Annotated in this window: 11 protein-coding genes; 7 read left to right on the top strand and 4 right to left on the bottom strand. The window is 61.7% G+C overall.

Annotated features, from left to right (window positions below):
- Positions 1-8: 8 nt before the first annotated feature.
- The 3 genes from BUB62_RS16910 (at position 9) to BUB62_RS16900 (ending at position 3,759) form a co-directional block, all read left to right on the top strand.
- Positions 9-1,844 (top strand): ABC transporter ATP-binding protein, encoded by a 1,836-nt coding sequence (locus BUB62_RS16910; protein WP_073112171.1) that lies wholly within the window; start codon positions 9-11, stop codon positions 1,842-1,844.
- Between the two features lie 147 nt (positions 1,845-1,991).
- Positions 1,992-2,777 (top strand): ExbD/TolR family protein, encoded by a 786-nt coding sequence (locus BUB62_RS16905; protein ID WP_084539163.1) that lies wholly within the window; start codon positions 1,992-1,994, stop codon positions 2,775-2,777.
- 91 nt (positions 2,778-2,868) lie between these two features.
- Complete coding sequence (locus tag BUB62_RS16900; protein ID WP_084539162.1) at positions 2,869-3,759, top strand: DUF2911 domain-containing protein; 891 nt, start codon at positions 2,869-2,871, stop codon at positions 3,757-3,759.
- A 125-nt stretch (positions 3,760-3,884) separates the two neighbouring features.
- Here the strand turns inward: BUB62_RS16900 and BUB62_RS16895 are convergent, their stop codons facing one another.
- The 4 genes from BUB62_RS16895 to BUB62_RS16885 are packed head-to-tail and all read right to left on the bottom strand — an operon-like array spanning position 3,885 to position 9,215.
- The gene (locus tag BUB62_RS16895) at positions 3,885-5,597 is read right to left on the bottom strand and encodes a sodium:solute symporter family protein (protein ID WP_073112167.1); all 1,713 of its coding nucleotides are present in this window, start codon (positions 5,595-5,597) and stop codon (positions 3,885-3,887) included.
- Positions 5,594-5,722, bottom strand: a complete 129-nt coding sequence (locus tag BUB62_RS19690) for a hypothetical protein (protein ID WP_262490517.1) — start codon at positions 5,720-5,722, stop codon at positions 5,594-5,596. The genes BUB62_RS16895 and BUB62_RS19690 overlap by 4 nt, the downstream gene beginning before the upstream one ends.
- 47 nt (positions 5,723-5,769) lie before the next feature.
- A complete protein-coding gene (locus BUB62_RS16890; protein ID WP_073112165.1) occupies positions 5,770-6,495 on the bottom strand; it encodes a phosphatase PAP2 family protein in 726 nt (241 codons plus the stop codon).
- A gap of 17 nt (positions 6,496-6,512) precedes the next feature.
- Positions 6,513-9,215, bottom strand: coding sequence for a PIG-L family deacetylase (locus BUB62_RS16885; RefSeq protein ID WP_073112163.1), 2,703 nt, complete (start codon positions 9,213-9,215; stop codon positions 6,513-6,515).
- Between the two features lie 407 nt (positions 9,216-9,622).
- Between BUB62_RS16885 and BUB62_RS16880 the strand changes: the two genes are divergently transcribed.
- From BUB62_RS16880 to BUB62_RS16865, 4 genes are all read left to right on the top strand, one after another.
- Positions 9,623-11,290, top strand: coding sequence for a S8 family serine peptidase (locus BUB62_RS16880; protein WP_084539161.1), 1,668 nt, complete (start codon positions 9,623-9,625; stop codon positions 11,288-11,290).
- Positions 11,291-11,441: 151 nt separating this feature from the next.
- The gene (locus BUB62_RS16875) at positions 11,442-14,750 is read left to right on the top strand and encodes a serine hydrolase domain-containing protein (RefSeq protein WP_234988808.1); all 3,309 of its coding nucleotides are present in this window, start codon (positions 11,442-11,444) and stop codon (positions 14,748-14,750) included.
- 68 nt (positions 14,751-14,818) lie between these two features.
- Positions 14,819-15,196: a GxxExxY protein gene (locus BUB62_RS16870; RefSeq protein ID WP_073112161.1), complete on the top strand. Its 378-nt coding sequence runs from the start codon at positions 14,819-14,821 to the stop codon at positions 15,194-15,196.
- Between the two features lie 86 nt (positions 15,197-15,282).
- The gene (locus BUB62_RS16865) at positions 15,283-16,905 is read left to right on the top strand and encodes a 3-(methylthio)propionyl-CoA ligase (protein WP_073112159.1); all 1,623 of its coding nucleotides are present in this window, start codon (positions 15,283-15,285) and stop codon (positions 16,903-16,905) included.
- The last annotated feature ends 73 nt before the right edge of the window (positions 16,906-16,978 follow it).

Here is a 16,978-nt window from a genome sequence, read left to right as displayed (position 1 = left end):
AAAAACGAATGGCCAGAAGTGGAATGAATACCAGCGGCACGACCCTTGACCCGGACGTGCCCAAGAAGAAACTGACGAAGGAAAGCTTCCGCCAGGGCCTGCGGATTTTCCGCTACGTGCTGCCGTATCGGGGCAAATTTATTGTAGGCATGGTGCTGCTGGCCTTGTCCAGCGCCACCGTCATGGCCTTCCCCTGGATTATCGGCAAGCTCACCGACGCGGCCAACGGCCGGCCGTTTGTGCTGCCGAACGGCATGCCGTTCACCATCAATCAGATTGCCCTCAGCCTGTTTGTGGTCATTCTGTTTCAGGGTTTGTTTTCCTTTGGCCGAATCTGGTTTTTCACCCAGGTCAGCGAGTTTACGGTGCGCGACATCCGGCAGGCGCTCTACGCCAAATTCGTGAGCCTGCCGATTCCGTACTTTGAGAAAAACCGCGTCGGGGCCATCACCTCCCGCATCACCTCCGATGTGGGCATGATTCAGGACTCGTTTTCGCTCACCCTGGCCGAGCTGTTTCGGCAGGTGATGACGCTGGTGGTGGGCATCACGTTCATCATGCTCGTGTCGGTGAAGCTGTCGTTGTTTATGCTGCTCACCTTCCCGCCCATTGTGGTGCTGGCGATGGTGTTTGGGCGCAAAATCCGGGTGCTGGCCAAGGCCACCCAGGACGAGCTGGCCAAAACCAACGTCATTGTGGAGGAGACCTTGCAGGGCATCAATACGGTGAAGGCTTTCACCAACGAGCAGTTTGAAACCCGCCGCTACGGCACTTCCCTGACGCGCACCGTGCAGGCCGCGCTGCGCAGCAACCTCTACCGCGGCGGCTTCGTGTCGTTCGTGATTATCGGGCTGTTCGGCGGCATCATTCTGGTGCTGTGGCGGGCGGCCACGCTGGTTTCGGCGGGCCAGATGACCATTGGGGATTTGACCTCATTTGCGCTCTACACTATTTTCATCGGGGCCTCGGTGGGCGGTTTGGGCGAGCTGTACGGCAAAGTGCAAAGCACGCTGGGCGCATCGGAGCGGATTCTGGAAATTCTGGATGAGCCTTCGGAGCCCACCCACCAGCCGCGCCCGGCCAGCCTCGCGCCCCTGCAGGTGCGCGGCGACATCGACTACCGCCACGTGGCATTCAGCTACCCCACGCGGCCCGATCTGCCGGTGCTCCAGGATATTTCCTTCGACATTCAGGCCGGCGAAAAGATTGCGCTGGTGGGCCCCTCGGGCGCGGGCAAAAGCACGATTGTGCAGCTACTGATGCAGTTTTATGAGCTGACCGGCGGCAAAATCCTCATCGACGGCCGCGACGTGCGCCAGTTCGACCTCACCGAGCTGCGCCGCCACATCGGCATCGTGCCCCAGGAAACGCTGCTGTTTGGCGGCTCGATCCGGGAGAACATCGCCTATGGCAAGACCGACGCGACCGACGAGGAAATCACGGCGGCGGCCCGCAAAGCCAATGCCTGGCAGTTCATTTCCACCTTCCCCGAGGGCCTGGATACGCTGGTGGGCGAGCGGGGCGTGAAGCTCTCCGGCGGCCAGCGCCAGCGCGTGGCCATTGCCCGCGCCATCTTGAAAAACCCCGCCATCCTGATCCTCGACGAAGCCACCTCCGCCCTCGACTCGGAGAGCGAAAAGCTGGTGCAGGGCGCCATGGACGAGCTGATGCAGAACCGCACCAGCATCATCATCGCCCACCGCCTGAGCACCATCCGCAAGGTGGACAAGATCCTGGTTATCGACGGCGGCCGCATCGTGGAGCAGGGCACGCACGACGAGCTGAGCAACAGCGACAACGGCATTTATGCCAAGCTGCTCAAGCTGCAGTTTGAGCTGAGCTAGGGCTAGTAGCTTTATGACAAGGAAAGGGCGAAGCAATGTGCTTCGCCCTTTTTTGTTCCTAATCGTTACCTTCCTTAGAAGCTGTTTGAGTTGGCGGAAGAGGTGTCAAAACGGTATAGTGTAGAGACGCATAGTTGCGTCTCGTCGTTGAACGACAATCGTTGGGCCGGCGCGGCCGACGAGACGCAACTATGCGTCTCTACACGTCTCAAAAGCCTAAAAAAGCAACGCAAACAGCTTCTTAACTACTTAGCTTTTATCGTTATGCTGCCCTCACCTCACATTCCCCGCCCAACCTGGTTCCGCTCCCGCCGCTTTAGCAGCCCGCAGGGTATGGACATCATGGCGAGCGTAGTGTTGCTGCTGGTTATGTTTTATATGATGGCTACTAAACCCAAGCTGATGGGTGAAGAGCCAGGTCCTTACCTGAAGTTGCCCCAAGTATTCACTACGCCGGGCCGCCTGCCAGAAAATCATAGCATCATTATTTCCATGGATGCCCAGGGTCGGGCTTACCTTGCGACCAGCGACTCAGTCGTGCAGACTGCCATGATTCTGGAAGTAGCTCGCGGCCATCAGGTTAGGTTCACAGCGGCGCAGCGGCAGCAGCTTGGGCAACTGGCGTACCTCAATCTGAGCATTGAACAGCTACCGACTTGGTTGTCAGCTTCCACCGCGCAGCGGCAGCAAATGACCGCAGGTATTTCGGCAACTTCCGGCAATGACCAACTCACGGAATACGTGCTGGCCGGACAGGCGGCAAATCGGGCTGAGTTCGGCAAGCCCGCTTATATCATGTTGCGGGTTGATCAGGATGCGCCGATGAAGTCAGTAATGGAACTGCTTGGACTGTTGCAACGCCAGGGCATCAACCGGTATAACCTCTTGGCGGAACGGAAAGAATGGCCCAGAGACAACACTGCCTTACTTTAACCGCCCTTTTTTAATTCCTGCCGCCAAACCCCGCGCCCCACCGCGGGGTTTGCTATTTTTACCCCACCTAACCTCACCCTTTCCCTTTCTTATGACGACGATTTTGCTGAAGACTTCCCGCGCCCTGGGCGCTACGCTGGGCCTGAGCGGCCTGCTGCTGGCTTCGAGCGCCGAGGCGCAGATCAGTACGCCCCAGCCCAGCCCCAAAAGCACCGTTACCCAGCGCGTAGGCCTCACCGATGTTACCATCACCTACTCGCGCCCTAGTGCCCGGGGCCGGGCCGTGTTCGGCGACAAGACACTGGTGGCCTACGGCAAGCGCTGGCGCACGGGCGCTAATGCCACCACCACCATCAAATTCTCCGACGACGTGACGTTGGAGGGCAAGAAAGTGCCAGCCGGCGAATACGGCATTTACACCATCCCGAACAAGGCCGAATGGCTGGTGGTGCTGAACAAAAGCACCAAGCAGGGCGCTGACGTAGACGGCTTCAAGGATGACCAGGACGTGGTGCGCATCGCGGCCAAAACCTACAAGCTGGGCAACAAAGCCGAAACCTTCACTATCAATTTCTCCGACCTGACCCCCGCCACCGCCAACGTGGACATGCAGTGGGAACTGACCGGCGCGAAGTTCAAAATCGGCACCGAAGTAGATGCCAAGGTGATGGCCCAAATCGACGAGAAAGTCATCAAAGGCACCGCGGCTACCCCGAACGACTATGCCGCCGCCGCCGTGTATTACCTCGACAACAACAAGGACCCGAAACAGGCGCTGGCCTGGATTCAGAAGGCCAACGAGAAGGACCCCAAGTTCTGGAACGTACACACGGAGGCTAAAATCCGGATGAAGATGAAGGACTACAAAGGCGCCGCCACGGCCGCCGAGCAGTCGAAGAAGCTGGCCCTGGAAGGCAAAAACGCCGACTACGTGAAAATGAACGAAGACCTGATGCTGGAAGCCAAAAAGCTGACTAAGTAACTGTCATTGCGAGGAGGCACGACGAAGCAATCCGTCCTCTGAAATGTAAAAAGCTCTGTTGACTTAAAAAGCCCTGACGTACACGCTACGTCGGGGCTTTCTGCTGAAAAGGAGCTTTTTACATTTCAGAGGACGGATTGCTTCGTCGTGCCTCCTCGCAAGGACAGGGCCCAGGCGATTCCCATCACCAGAAAACAGCCCAGAATGTTGTACCACAGGTAGGCAATGCTGGTGAAATAGAACAGGGCGAAGATGATGGCCTGCGTGACGATGGCAGCCCGAAAAACGGCCTTCCCGCCGATGCGCTTCATAAAAAACGCCACCACGAAAATCCCCAGAATGGTGCCGTAGAACAATGAGCCCAGGATATTCACGGCCTGAATCAGATTTTCCAGGCGGGCGGCGAAGGTGGCGAAACCGATGCCCAACAGCCCCCATGCAATGGCCGAGAGGCGCGACACGCGCACGTAGTGTAGGCCGCTGCGGTCTGGGCGGCGGGGCTTGTAGAGGTCGATGACGGTGGTGCTGGCCAGGGCGTTGAGGCCGGCGGCGGCGCTGCTCATGGCCGCGCTCAGCACTACGGCGATGAGCAGGCCCACCAATCCGGAGGGCATGTAGCGCAGCACGAAGCTGAGAAAAACGTAGTCGGTGTCCTTCACCTCCGTGGCGGGCGAGGCTTGCCGGAGCAGCGTAAGGGCCTGGGCGTGCAGGCCGCGGGTGGCGGCCTGGGTGGCCTGCAGATGGGTGTGAGCGGCGGCTACCTGGGCAGTGGCGGCGGCACTTTCGGGCTGGCGCAGGGCTTCGAGCAACTCCGTATTGGCGGCCCGCTGCACTTCGAACAGGGTAGCCTGCCGCTGCTCCAGCGCCCGCAGCCGCGGCCCGAACTCGGTGCTGCGGGCCACGCGCAGGTAGGCCGGGCGGTTGAAGGTGAGCGGGGGCTGATTGAACTGGTAGAACACGAACAGCAGCGCCCCGATAAGCAGAATACCGAACTGCATGGGCACCTTCACTAGGCCGTTCATGAGCAAGCCCAGGCGGCTTTCGGTGATGCTTTGGCCCGAAAGGTAGCGCTGCACCTGGCTCTGGTCGGTGCCGAAATACGAGAGGGCCAGAAACAGGCCGCCGGTGAGGCCTGTCCAGACGTTGTAGCGGTCCTGGGGGTCGAAGTGGAAATCCACGAGGTTCATTTTGCCGTGGTAGCCGGCCACCTGTACGGCCTCGCGGAAGCCGATATTCTCGGGCAGATAATGCACCAGCAGATAGCCCGCCGTAACCATTCCGACGAAAATAACGCCCACCTGCCACTGCTGCGTGACGGCCACCGCGCGGGTGCCGCCCGCCACGGTGTAGCTGATCATAAGCCCACCAATAAGCCAGACGGTGAGGTTGATATTCCAGCCCAGAATGGCCGACAGCACCAGCGCGGGCGCATACAGGGAGAGGCCATTGCTCAGGCCCCTTTGCACCAGAAACAGCAGCGAGGCCAACGTGCGGGTGCGGCGGTCGAAGCGGGTTTCGAGGTATTCGTAGGCCGTGAAAACGCGCAGACGGTGATAGATGGGCACGGCCACGGCCGCCACCAGCACCATAGCCAGCGGCAAACCGAAGTAGAACTGAATGAAGCGCATCCCGTCGTCGTAAGCCTGGCCGGGGGTGCTGAGGAAGGTGATGGCTGAGGCCTGGGTGGCAATGATGCTCAGCCCGATGCCCCACCAGCGCGCCTGGCGGTTGCCGAGCAGGTACGCGTCCAGGTCGCGGCTGCCGCGGGTGCGCCAGGTGCCGTAGCCGACGATAAACAGCAGCGTGCCGGCCAGCACCAGCCAATCGAGCCCGCTCACGCGAAGTAGCGGGTTAGCAGCGTGAAAAAGACCAACTCGGCGGCCAGCACCGCCAGGACCAGCGCGTACCAGGCCCGCCAGGTGGGCAGCAGCGGGGGCTTTTCAGACTCGGGAAGGGCGGGCACGGGCGGGAAGATTTTTTAAGGAAGAAAGGACAAGATACCAGCTGCCGTCAGCTGGCCAAAGCGGCCGGCATTTCCTCGCCCGTGAGCCAGGGCCACCGCAGCAACTGGCCAAACAGGCACGTATACGCCGCCACCAGCCAGACGGAAAACAGCACATCGGACAGGTAGTGCGCCCCCATCACCAGCCGGCCCAGGCCTATAAGCACGGGCAAAACCAGCAGCGGCCCGCGCAGGCGCGGAAACGCCAGCACCAGCGGCACAAACAGGCTGAAATACGTGGCGGTGTGGGTGCTGGGAAAAGAATCGGCGTGTGCGGCGTGGAGGTAGCGAAAGCCCAGATCGGGGTAGCCGGTACTGAAAAGCACTTCCGGCCGCAGCCGGCGCACCACGCCCTTGAGCACGTTGGAAGTGCCGACGCTGGCCAGGTGCGTGAGCAGCACCACCAGAAACACGGCCGCCCGGGGCTGATTCAGCCGCCAGCGCCCCACGGCGTAGAGCAGCCCCAGCGTGAGCAGCAGCGCCGGCAGGTGCAGCAGACGCGTCTTCATCCCGACTTCGTAGGCCCTATCCGTAGCGGCGGTGAAGGCGCTGAAAAACGGCTCCGCGGCCCGTAGCTGCGCGTGGCAGAAGCGGGCCAGGGGCTGATCCAGGAGCAGCATGAGCAGTGCGCACAGCGGCAGCAGTGCGGCGGTGAGCCACAGAAACCGGCGCGGGCGGAGCAGACTGGCGGCAGGGCGGCGGGTGGCCGGCGGCGCGGTGAGGACTTGGGGCATAGCAGACCGGGGCGCTGTTACTTGCCCAGCGAAATCATGTTGGTGAGCAAGCGGTACGCGCCGGGCACGCCGGCGGGCAGCTCGCGGAAGAAGCTCAGGCCGGTGTAGATGTAGTGGCCCTTGCCGTAGTCGGCCACCAGAATGGCGCTTTCCTTGGGTTTCTCGCCGGGGTCCTGGCTGCTGATGATGGTCTGGTATTTCGGGTCCCACTGGCTGGGGTAGTAGAGGCCCTGCTCCTGCTGCCAGCCCTCAAAATCCTGCGCCGTTAGCTTGTTGGGCACATTCAGCAGCGGGTGCTGAGGCTTGAGGAAGGTGACAGGCGCATTTTCCACCGTCACCCGGTCGGTGCTCAACTTCATAGGGTACGGCCCGATTTCGGGCAGCACGGTGCCGCGGTTCACGGTGTACTGCACGATGAGGTTGCCGCCGTTTTCGACATACTTCAGCAGGTTGGGCTGCTGGGTTTTGAGGCGGTCGAGGGTGTTGTAGGCCCGGATGCCGAGCACCACCGCGTCGAAGCGGCGCAGGTTATCGGGGGTCAGGTCGTCGGTTTTGAGCAGCGTGACGGAGTAGCCGAGTTGGCGCAGGGCATCGGGCACGTCGTCGCCGGCGCCCATGAGGTAGCCCACCTGCTGGCCCTTGCGCCGCAGATCCAGCTTCACCAGCGGGGCCACGGCCTCGGGGAATAGGGTTTGGGTCGGAATGTGGTTGTACTGAATCACCTGATAGCCGCGCGAATACGGCTGGCCGTCTACGGTGGCGGTGGCCCGCAGATCGGCTTTGCCGGCCGCCGCGCCGGGGCCGGGATGCACCCGAAACTGCACGGTTTCTTCCGCGTCCTTGGCGGCCAGCTCGAAGGGAATACTGGCTGGCTCGGCCAGCCAGCCGGCGGGCAGCGCCAGGGCCACGGAGCCCTTCACCCCCGCCTTGCCGGCCCGCAGCGTGACGGGGACGGTTTTGGGCTGGTTGTCGGCGAAGACGTAGGCGTGGCCGCCGATGTTCACGGCCACGGGCGGCACGATAGTGAGCGGGCGGTATTTCTCCCCTTCTACCGGGTCGGTGCTTTTGTATTGGACGGGGATTTCTACCGAAAAAAAGCCACCACCATTCCCCGGTTCGTTTTTTACTGATAACATCACAGAAAGCAATGGAGCACGGGGATTGGTGGGCGTGCCTATCAAATTCCGGAACCGGATAAAAACAGGTTCGCTGTAGCGTGCTTGGCCAACTATAATCCGGTTTGGCACTTTATACATACCCACAGTGCCTGGCTCAAGCAGCCAATATGGCTGCGTCACCTCAACTTTACTGGGTAGTTTTGGGGTAAAAGAGTACGAAAATGTCTTGTTAGGCATTACCAGCCAAGTGGTGTCCTTTTCCTCCCTGAATCCCAACGCAGTCATTGGCCCCACTGCCACTTGCAAGGGCGACCGGTTAACGCCTTGTACCGTTATTCCAATAGGCTGCCCTGGTGCCATTGTTGGAGCATTGGTTGTTGCTTCCAGATACAGGCCCAGGCAGGCCTGAATAAGCAGTTCAATCTGGCTTAGTTTTTCATTTTTCCAAAAGATGATTTCGGCTTCCGACAGCGTTGGAGTTCTTGATTTTGGTCCTCCTGGCACAACAGAATCTTCGTCCCAGTATTCAGCATCAATTTGATCTGAGGTTCTTAGCTCAGGCTCTTTAACAGGAGCTGTTTTATCCTCCAAGTCTACTCTCCACCTATCGATAATAGTCCGCACCTTTAGCAGCCCCGCTACGCTCGCACTTGGGTTGCTCGCATCATACTTCCGAATCACCTCATCCACCAGCTTGCCCACAACCGCGCCGCCGGGCACGCGGTTCCAGGTCATATCCACGCCCTCGAACAAGTCGGCAGCGACCTTCTCCCCTTTCACTAGCTGGAAATATTCCAGCGCCTCGCCGCGCGTGGCGGCCGAACCGAAGCCCTGGCTTTTGTGCTGGGAGCGGCTGCGGGCCGCAATTTCGCCGTAGCTCTGGCCCAGCAGCGGGTTGTAGCCGCCGGCATCGAGCTTGAGATAGCCGCTCATATCTTCCCCGGATTTCACGAAGAAGCTGCCGGTGTTCCAGAGCAGGCGCTTGGGCTGCCAGGGCTGCACGTACTGGAGCTGCTCGGGGAAGCGCTTGGGGTCGCCGGCGGCGTCGAAGGCTTCAGCGGCCAGCATGGCGCTGGCGGTGTGGTGGCCGTGGCCGGCGCGGGCGTCGGGCGGGAAGCGGGTGATGAGCACGTCGGGGCGGCGCTGGCGGATCACCCAGACCATATCGGCCAGCACCTGCTCCTTGTCCCAGATGGTGAAGGTTTCCTCCGGAGTTTTGGAGAAGCCGAAGTCGTTGGCGCGGGTGAAAAACTGCCGGCCGCCGTCGATGCGGCGGGCCGCCAGCAGCTCTTGGGTGCGGATGACGCCGAGCTGCTCGCGCAACTCGGGGCCGATGAGGTTCTGGCCGCCGTCGCCGCGGGTGCAGCTCAGGTAGCCGGTTTCCACGAGGCGGCCGTTGGCGAGGTAGGCAATCAGGCGGGTGTTTTCGTCGTCGGGGTGGGCGGCAATGTAGAGCACCGAGCCCAGCACGTTGAGCTTTTTGAGGCCCAGCAGGATTTCGGAGGATGTGTAGGTTTTGGGGGCCTGGGCGTTTGCAATGAGCAAGGAGCAAGAAGCAAGAAACAGCGTCAGGCAGAGGCGGGCAGCGCGGGGGAAGGGCATTCGGCAGGAAGTGGGGAAGAACGGGGAATGTAAAGGTAAGCGGGTAAATCGTCTGTCATCCTGAGCCTGCGAAGGTCCTTCCTCTTCGGCTACTGCAAAACTCCTCTCAACGCACAAAGCCCTTTACCAGGCGGACAGTAAAGGGCTTTGCTCATTTTAAAAGGCTTTGTACCGGCGAAGAGGAAGGTCCTTCGCAGGCTCAGGATGACAGATGGCGCGGTAGAGGTCCTTCGCTTTACTCAGGATGACAGACGAAGCGGACGAGACCCAAATCTCCATCCATCTGGGAACATATAGCCCGCCGCGCACGGTTTGAGGGCCACCAACCAGCGGGCGGGGCAACGGTTTCGGCCGGTTCGCGTCTGTGGGCTATCTTCCGCTTTATTTTTCCTCCCGACTATCTCCGCATGAGCGTATTTCCCCGGCCGTTTCTGGCCCTGCTGGGCGTGGCCCTGCTGCCCGCCGCCACCGTGGCCCAAAGCGTAAATACCCCCACGCCCGCCCCCCGGGTGGTGCAGTGGACCAACCTCGACTCCCAAAAGGACAAGGTAATGGGCCTCAGCACCCAGCGCACCTACGACGAGCTGCTGAAAGGCCGCATTCCCACGCCCGTCATCGTGGCCGTGATTGATGCCGGCGTGGATACGACCCACGAAGACCTGAAGCGCGTGCTGTGGAAAAACCCCGGCGAGATTCCCGGCAACGGCCTCGACGACGACAAGAACGGCTACGTGGACGACGTGCGCGGCTGGAACTTTCTGGGCAACGGCAAGGGCGAAAACATCGACGTGGAGCTGTATGAGGAAACCCGCTTGCTGGTGAAGCTCAAGCCGCTGTATGAGGGCAAAAAGCGCGAGGCGCTGCCCGCGGCCAAGCGCGCTGAATTCGACCTCTACCAGAAAGTAAAAAAGGAATATGCCGCCAAGTTGAAGGACGAAAACGAGCAGTACATGCAGTTGGCCCCGCTGGCCGGGCAGCTGGCGGGCATCAATGAGCAGCTGAAACAGGCGTTGGGCGTGGCCAAAGTGGATACCGCCATCCTGCGCCGCCCGCCCGGCGCCGATACCAACCCGCAGCTGCTGGCCCTCACCTCGCAGCTGTATGAGAACCTGAAATCTTCGGGCCTGCCGGATATGGATGCCGTGGTGGAGCAGGTGAAAACCGCCACCGTGGAAACCAAAAAGCACCTCGATTACTCGCTGAACCCTAAGTTCAACCCTCGCGCCCTCATCGGCGACGACGTGGACAACGTGCAGGACCACAGCTACGGCAACCCCGACATCACCGGCCCCGACGCGCTGCATGGCACGCACGTAGCCGGCATCATTGCCGCCGACCGCGACAACGCGCTGGGCGTGCAGGGCGTGGCCGGGCCGCTGGTGCGCATCATGGGCGTGCGGGCCGTGCCCAACGGTGACGAGTACGACAAGGACGTGGCCAACGCCATCCGCTACGCCGTGGACAACGGAGCCAGCATTATCAACATGAGCTTCGGCAAGTACTACTCGCCCCAGCGTGCGGCCGTAGAGGCGGCCATCCGCTATGCCGAGGTCAAGGGCGTGCTGCTGGTGCACGCGGCCGGCAACGAGTCGAAGAACATTGATGTGCACACCCACTACCCCGCCCCGGTGCCGCTGAAAGGCACTGCCTACGCCAACTTCCTGACCATCGGCGCCTCGGGCAGCACCAACGACGCGCAGCTGACGGCCAACTTCTCCAACTTTGGCCAGAAAGTCGACGTTTTTGCGCCCGGTGTGGGCATTTATTCCACGATGCCCGGCAGCAAATACGGCAACGAAAGCGGCACCAGCATGGCCGCGCCGGCCGTGGCGGGCATGGCGGCAGTGCTCAAGTCGTACTTCCCCCAGCTCACGGCCGCCGATCTGAAGCGCATCATCCGGGAGTCGGCCATGCCGCAGCATACCAGCGTACCTAAGCCCGACGACAAGAAAACCGTGGACTTCACCACGCTTTCCAGCACCGGCGGCGTGGCCAATCTGTACCGCGCCGTACAACTGGCCGCCCAGCAAACGGCCCCGAAAGCCAGCGCGGGCGGGGCGGCGGGCGGACGGTAGACTACTTGAAGCCAGGCACCCCACGCAGGTACCCGAAAGGCAACGGCTCCGGTCGTTGCCTTTCGCGTTTTCGGGGCCAGGCTGCGCCTGCAACCCCAACCAAAGCCCACATTCCGCTAAATTAGCCGCCTCACCCCATCCGCTACCCATCTTGCGCTATTCACGCCTCCTTCCCTTTCTGTGGCTGCTGCTGGTGCTGCTGAGCCCCGCCGACCTGGCCGCCCAGCGCCGCAAAAAATCTTCCGCCCGGAAGAAAACCGCCCAGACCAGCGCCCAGCGCGGCAAAAAAAGCAGCGCCGCCGCGAAGCATGCGGCTCGGCGGCGGCAGGAAATAGCGGATTATCAGGAAGCTCAGGCCCGCCAACGCGCCCGGCTGCGGGCCAACGCCCGCCCGGCCCCGGCCACTCCGGCCGCCGCCGCTGCCCCGGCCCCGCCCGTGGCTCCGGCAGCAAAAGCAGCCCGCCTGCGCGGCAATCTGCCGGTGCCCTTCGCCGCGCAAATGGCCGGTTCGCGCTGGGTCGATTCGGTGATGCGCACGCTCACGCCCGACCAGCGCGTGGCCCAGCTGTTTATGGTGGCCGCGTATTCCAACCGCACCCGCGTGGATGAGGACTCGGTTTCGGCCCTGATTCAGCAGTATGGCATCGGCGGGCTCATCTTTTTTCAGGGCGGGCCGGTGCGCCAGAGCAAGCTGCTGAACCGCTATCAGAGCCAGGCCAGAGTGCCGCTGCTGGTAGCCATGGATGCCGAATGGGGCGTGGGCATGCGCCTCGACAGCGTGCAGCGCTTCCCGTTTCAGATGAGCCTGGGCGGCCTGCGCGACAACCAATTGGTGTATGATATGGGCGAGGAAGTGGCCGCGCAGTTCAAGCGGCTGGGCATGCACGTCAATTTCGCGCCGGTGGTGGATGTGAACAACAACGCCGCCAACCCCGTCATCGGCTTCCGCAGCTGGGGCGAAAACCGCGAAAACGTGACCGAGAAAAGCTACCTCTACATGAAGGGAATGCAGGATAACGGCATTCTGGCCGTGGCCAAGCACTTCCCCGGCCACGGCGACACCGACACCGACTCGCACCTGGCCCTGCCCCTGCTGCGCATCGACCGCCGCCGCCTTGACACGCTGGAGCTGTTCCCGTTCCGCGACCTGATGCGGCGCGGCCTGGGCGGCATGATGGTGGCCCACCTCAACATTCCGGCGCTGGACACCACCGGCCTGCCCTCCACGCTGTCCAAACCTATCATTACGGGCTTGCTGAAGCAGAAAATGGGCTTTCAGGGCGTCATTTTCACCGATGCCATGAACATGAAGGGCGTCATCAGCAAGTACCCGCCCGGCGATGCCGACCTGCGGGCACTGCTGGCCGGCAACGACGTACTGGAGTTCAGCAAAAACATTCCGCTGGCGCTGAAAATGATCCGCGACGCCATCAACCAGGGTCAGATTTCGCAGGAAGAAATTGACCGCCGCTGCCGCAAAGTACTGGCGCTGAAGCAGTGGGCCGGCCTGCATAAGTACCAGCCTATTAATCTCAAAAACCTCACCGCCGACCTCAATACCTCCCACGCCCAGGCCCTGAGCCACCGCCTCTCGGAGCTGAGCGTGACGCTGCTGCGCAACCAGCGCAGTCTGCTGCCGCTCCAGCGCCTCGACACGCTGCGCCTGGCCACGCTCACCATCGGCACCCGCGACACCACCGATTTCCAGCGCACCGTGGCCGACTACGCCCCCGCCGACAACTACTGGCTGGCCGCCACCGCCACGCTGGATGAGCTGACGCAAATGCGCGAGACGCTGAAACGCTACAACACGGTGCTGGTGGGCGTCAACAACCTGGGCCGCCTGCCCGCCACCAGCTTCGGCATCACTCCCGAAACCAACCTGCTGCTGCGCGAGCTGACCGGCCCCAAGCAGCGCGTCGTCGTCAGCGTGTTCGGCAATGCCTATGCCGTGGCCAAAATCCGCGACCTGGACCGCGCCGACGCGGTGGTTCTGGCTTATCAGGAAAGCCGAAACGCCCAGGAAAATGCCGCCGAGGTGATTTTCGGCGGCCTCGGAGCCAGCGGCCAGCTGCCCGTTACGGTCACCGATAAGTACGCCCGCGGCTACGGCCTGACCACCAAAGGCGGCCTGCGCCTGCGCTACGGCTTCCCCGAAGACGTGGAAATGAGCCCCAACCTCGAAGCCCGCGTCGATTCTATTATGAACGGCGCGCTGGCGGCCCGCGCTTTCCCCGGCGGCGAGGTACTCATCGCGCGGCGCGGCACGGTGGTGCTGCGCAAAAGCTACGGCACGCACACCTTCCACGATGCGCCCGCCCAGGCCGGCCGCGCCAGCCGCGCCGTGCGCAACACCGACCTCTACGATCTGGCCTCCGTAACGAAAACCTCCGCCGCCCTGCCCGCCCTGATGAAGCTGCAGGACGAGGGCAAATTCAACCCGGATATGACGCTGGGCCAACTGTTTCCCGAGTTCAAAGGCACCAACAAGCAGGATCTGAAGCTGCGCGACGTGCTGGCCCACCAGGCCCGCCTGAAAGCCTGGATTCCATTCTGGCGCGACTACACCAAGCCCAAAGGCTTTTTCAACTGGGTTATCAGCAAGAGCCCGGCCGCCAAAGACGTGCCCCTGAACCGGCCCACGGAGCTGAGCCGCCGCTTTTTCCGCCCCGACTCTTCGGCCCGCTTCCCCTTCCGGGCCGCCACCCGGCTCTGGGCGCGCAAAGACTTCCCGCAGCGCATCACGAAGGCCATTGCCGAGTCGCCGCTGAACGAAAAGCCCGGCTACGTGTACTCCGACCTGTCGTTCATCATGTATCCGCAATTCGTGAAACGTGCCTCCGGCAAGTCGCTGGACCGCTTCGTGACCGACGAATTTTACCGGCCGCTGGGCGCTACCACGCTGAGCTTCAACCCCACGCGCCGCTTCCCGCTCAGCCGCATTGCCCCCACCGAGTACGATTCGCTGTTCCGGCGCAGCCTGCTCCACGGCACCGTCGATGATGAGGGCGCGGCCCTGCTGGGCGGCCTTTCCGGCCACGCGGGCCTGTTTGGCAATGCCAACGACCTGGCCAAGCTGGTGCAGCTCTATGCCTGGAATGGCAGCTACGGCGGCCAGCAATTACTCAAAGCCGAAACCCTGCAGGAATACACGCGCTGCCAGTTCTGCCCCGACAACCGCCGCGCTCTGGGCTTCGACCGCCCGGCCTTGAACCCGGCCGTCAACTCCGCCAAAAGTGCCTCCCCGCAGAGCTACGGCCACACCGGCTTCACCGGCACCTACTTCTGGGTCGACCCCAAGGAAGACCTGATCTGCATTGTGCTGACCAACCGCGTGAATCCCTCGCGCCGCAACAATAAGATTTCGGAGCTGAACGTGCGGACCGGGGTGCTGCAGGTGGCGCTGGAAAGTGTGCGAAAGGTGCAGAAGCAGGCGGTGGAGACGAGTGTGGAGGAATGATTTTTCACGCAGTGTCTCGGGGTGGAATATCGCAGGGTATCGCAGTGTCGTTCTGATTTCTATTCTTTATGCATGAAAATGATATTTCGTTTGAGGTAAGAAAGGCTGCTTTTAAGGTGCATAGCGCTTTGGGGCCGGGATTACTCGAATCGGTTTATGAGGTGGCGTTGGCTTATGAACTTCGCCAAGCTGGGTTGCTCGTGCAAACTCAAGTGCCCTTGCCTATGGTGTATGCGGGCATTCAGATGGAAGCCGGCTTCCGACTTGATTTGCTGGTTGCCGGCAAAGTAATTGTCGAGATAAAATCAGTTGAAACCCTACAGGAAGTACATTTCAAGCAGTTACTGACCTACCTAAAGCTTTCCGGCTTGAAACTGGGGCAGCTCATCAATTTTAATGTAGCTCACCTAAAAGAGCACATGCACCGCCTGGTAAACGGCCTGTAAGAACGACACTGCGATACCCTGCGATATTCCACCCCGAGACACTGCGTGAAATTTTCCTAGCTTAAACCACCAAACCCCACCACGCCATGCTAGGATTAATGATGAATGAGCCCCTGCGCATTGCCGGGCTGCTGGAACACGCCGCCAAGTGGCATGGCGAAACCGAAATCGTGTCGCGGCTGGCGGAGGGCGGCGTGCACCGCTACACGTATCAGCAGGCGCACCAGCGGGCCAAGCAGCTGGCTAATGCCCTCACGGCGCTGACCATCCAGAACGGCGACCGGATCGGGACGCTGGCGTGGAATACGCACCGGCATTTTGAGCTGTACTACGGCATTTCGGGCATTGGCGCGGTGTGCCACACCATCAACCCGCGCCTGTTTGCCGAGCAGCTCATCTACATCATCAACCACGCCGAAGACCGCTTCATCTTCTTCGACATCACCTTCCTGCCGCTGGCCGAAAAGCTGGCCCCGCATTGCCCCAAAGTGGAAGCCTGGATCTTGCTGACTGACCGCGCCCACATGCCCGAAACCAGCGCCCTGCCCGATATTCGCTGCTACGAAGACCTGCTGGCCGCCCACAGTGCCGAGTTCGAGTGGCCGTATTTCGACGAAAACACGGCCTCCTCACTCTGCTACACATCCGGCACCACCGATCAGCCCAAGGGCGTGCTCTACTCGCACCGCTCCACGCTGCTGCACAGCTACGCCGCCGCCCTGCCCGACTGCTTCGACTGCTCCGCCCGCGACGTGATTTTGCCCGTGGTGCCCATGTTCCACGTCAATGCCTGGGGCATTCCGTACCTGGCCCCCATGATTGGCTGCAAGCTGGTGCTGCCGGGGCCAGGGCTGGATGCGGCCAGCCTGTTTGAGCTGTTTGAGAACGAGAAAGTGACGTTTTCGGCTGGCGTGCCCACTATCTGGTTCGGGCTGCTCACGTTTATGCGCGAGAAAAAGACCCGTTTCAGCACCCTGCACAAGATGATTGTGGGCGGCGCCTCGTGCCCGCCGGCCCTGCTCAAGGCCTTCGATGAGGAGCTGGGCGTGCAGATCCGCCACGCCTGGGGCATGACGGAAACCAGCCCGCTGGGCACCGTGAACACGCTCAAAAGCCAGCAACTGCGCCTCTCGGCTGATGAGCAGTTTGCCATCCAGACCAAGCAGGGCCGCACTATTTTCGGCGTCGATATGAAGATAGTAGACGACGAGGGTCGCGAATTGCCCCACGACGGCGTGGCCTTCGGCGATTTGCTGGTGCGCGGCCCCTTCATCGTGCGCGACTATTTCCGCAGCCCCCACCCCGGCGAGCTGACCGCCGACGGCTGGTTCCGCACCGGCGACGTAGCTACCATCGACCCGGCGGGCTTCATGAAAATCACCGACCGCTCGAAGGACGTTATCAAGTCGGGCGGCGAGTGGATTTCCAGCATCGAGCTGGAGAACCTAGCCGTGGGGCACCCCAGCGTGGCCGAGGCCGCCGTGATTGGCGTGGCGCACCCGAAGTGGAGCGAGCGGCCCTTGCTGGTGGTAGTTCGCAAAGCCGGTTTCGAGGTTAGCAAGGAGGAATTGCTGGCGTATTTTGAAGGCAAAGTAGCCCGCTGGTGGACGCCGGAAGCCGTGGAGTTCGTGGATGAGTTGCCTCACACCGCCACCGGCAAGCTGCTCAAAACCAAGCTCCGCCAAGACTTCGCCGACTATATTTTCTAGCGTTTATTGCACCCAGTGTCTCGCGGTGGGTGGCGCAGTGGTTCGGGGTGGTCGTTCACTGCGAACCACTGCG

This window comes from Hymenobacter daecheongensis DSM 21074 (assembly GCF_900141805.1).
Classification (GTDB): Bacteria; Bacteroidota; Bacteroidia; order Cytophagales; family Hymenobacteraceae; genus Hymenobacter; species Hymenobacter daecheongensis.
This window is presented reverse-complemented; position numbering and strand designations above follow the sequence as displayed.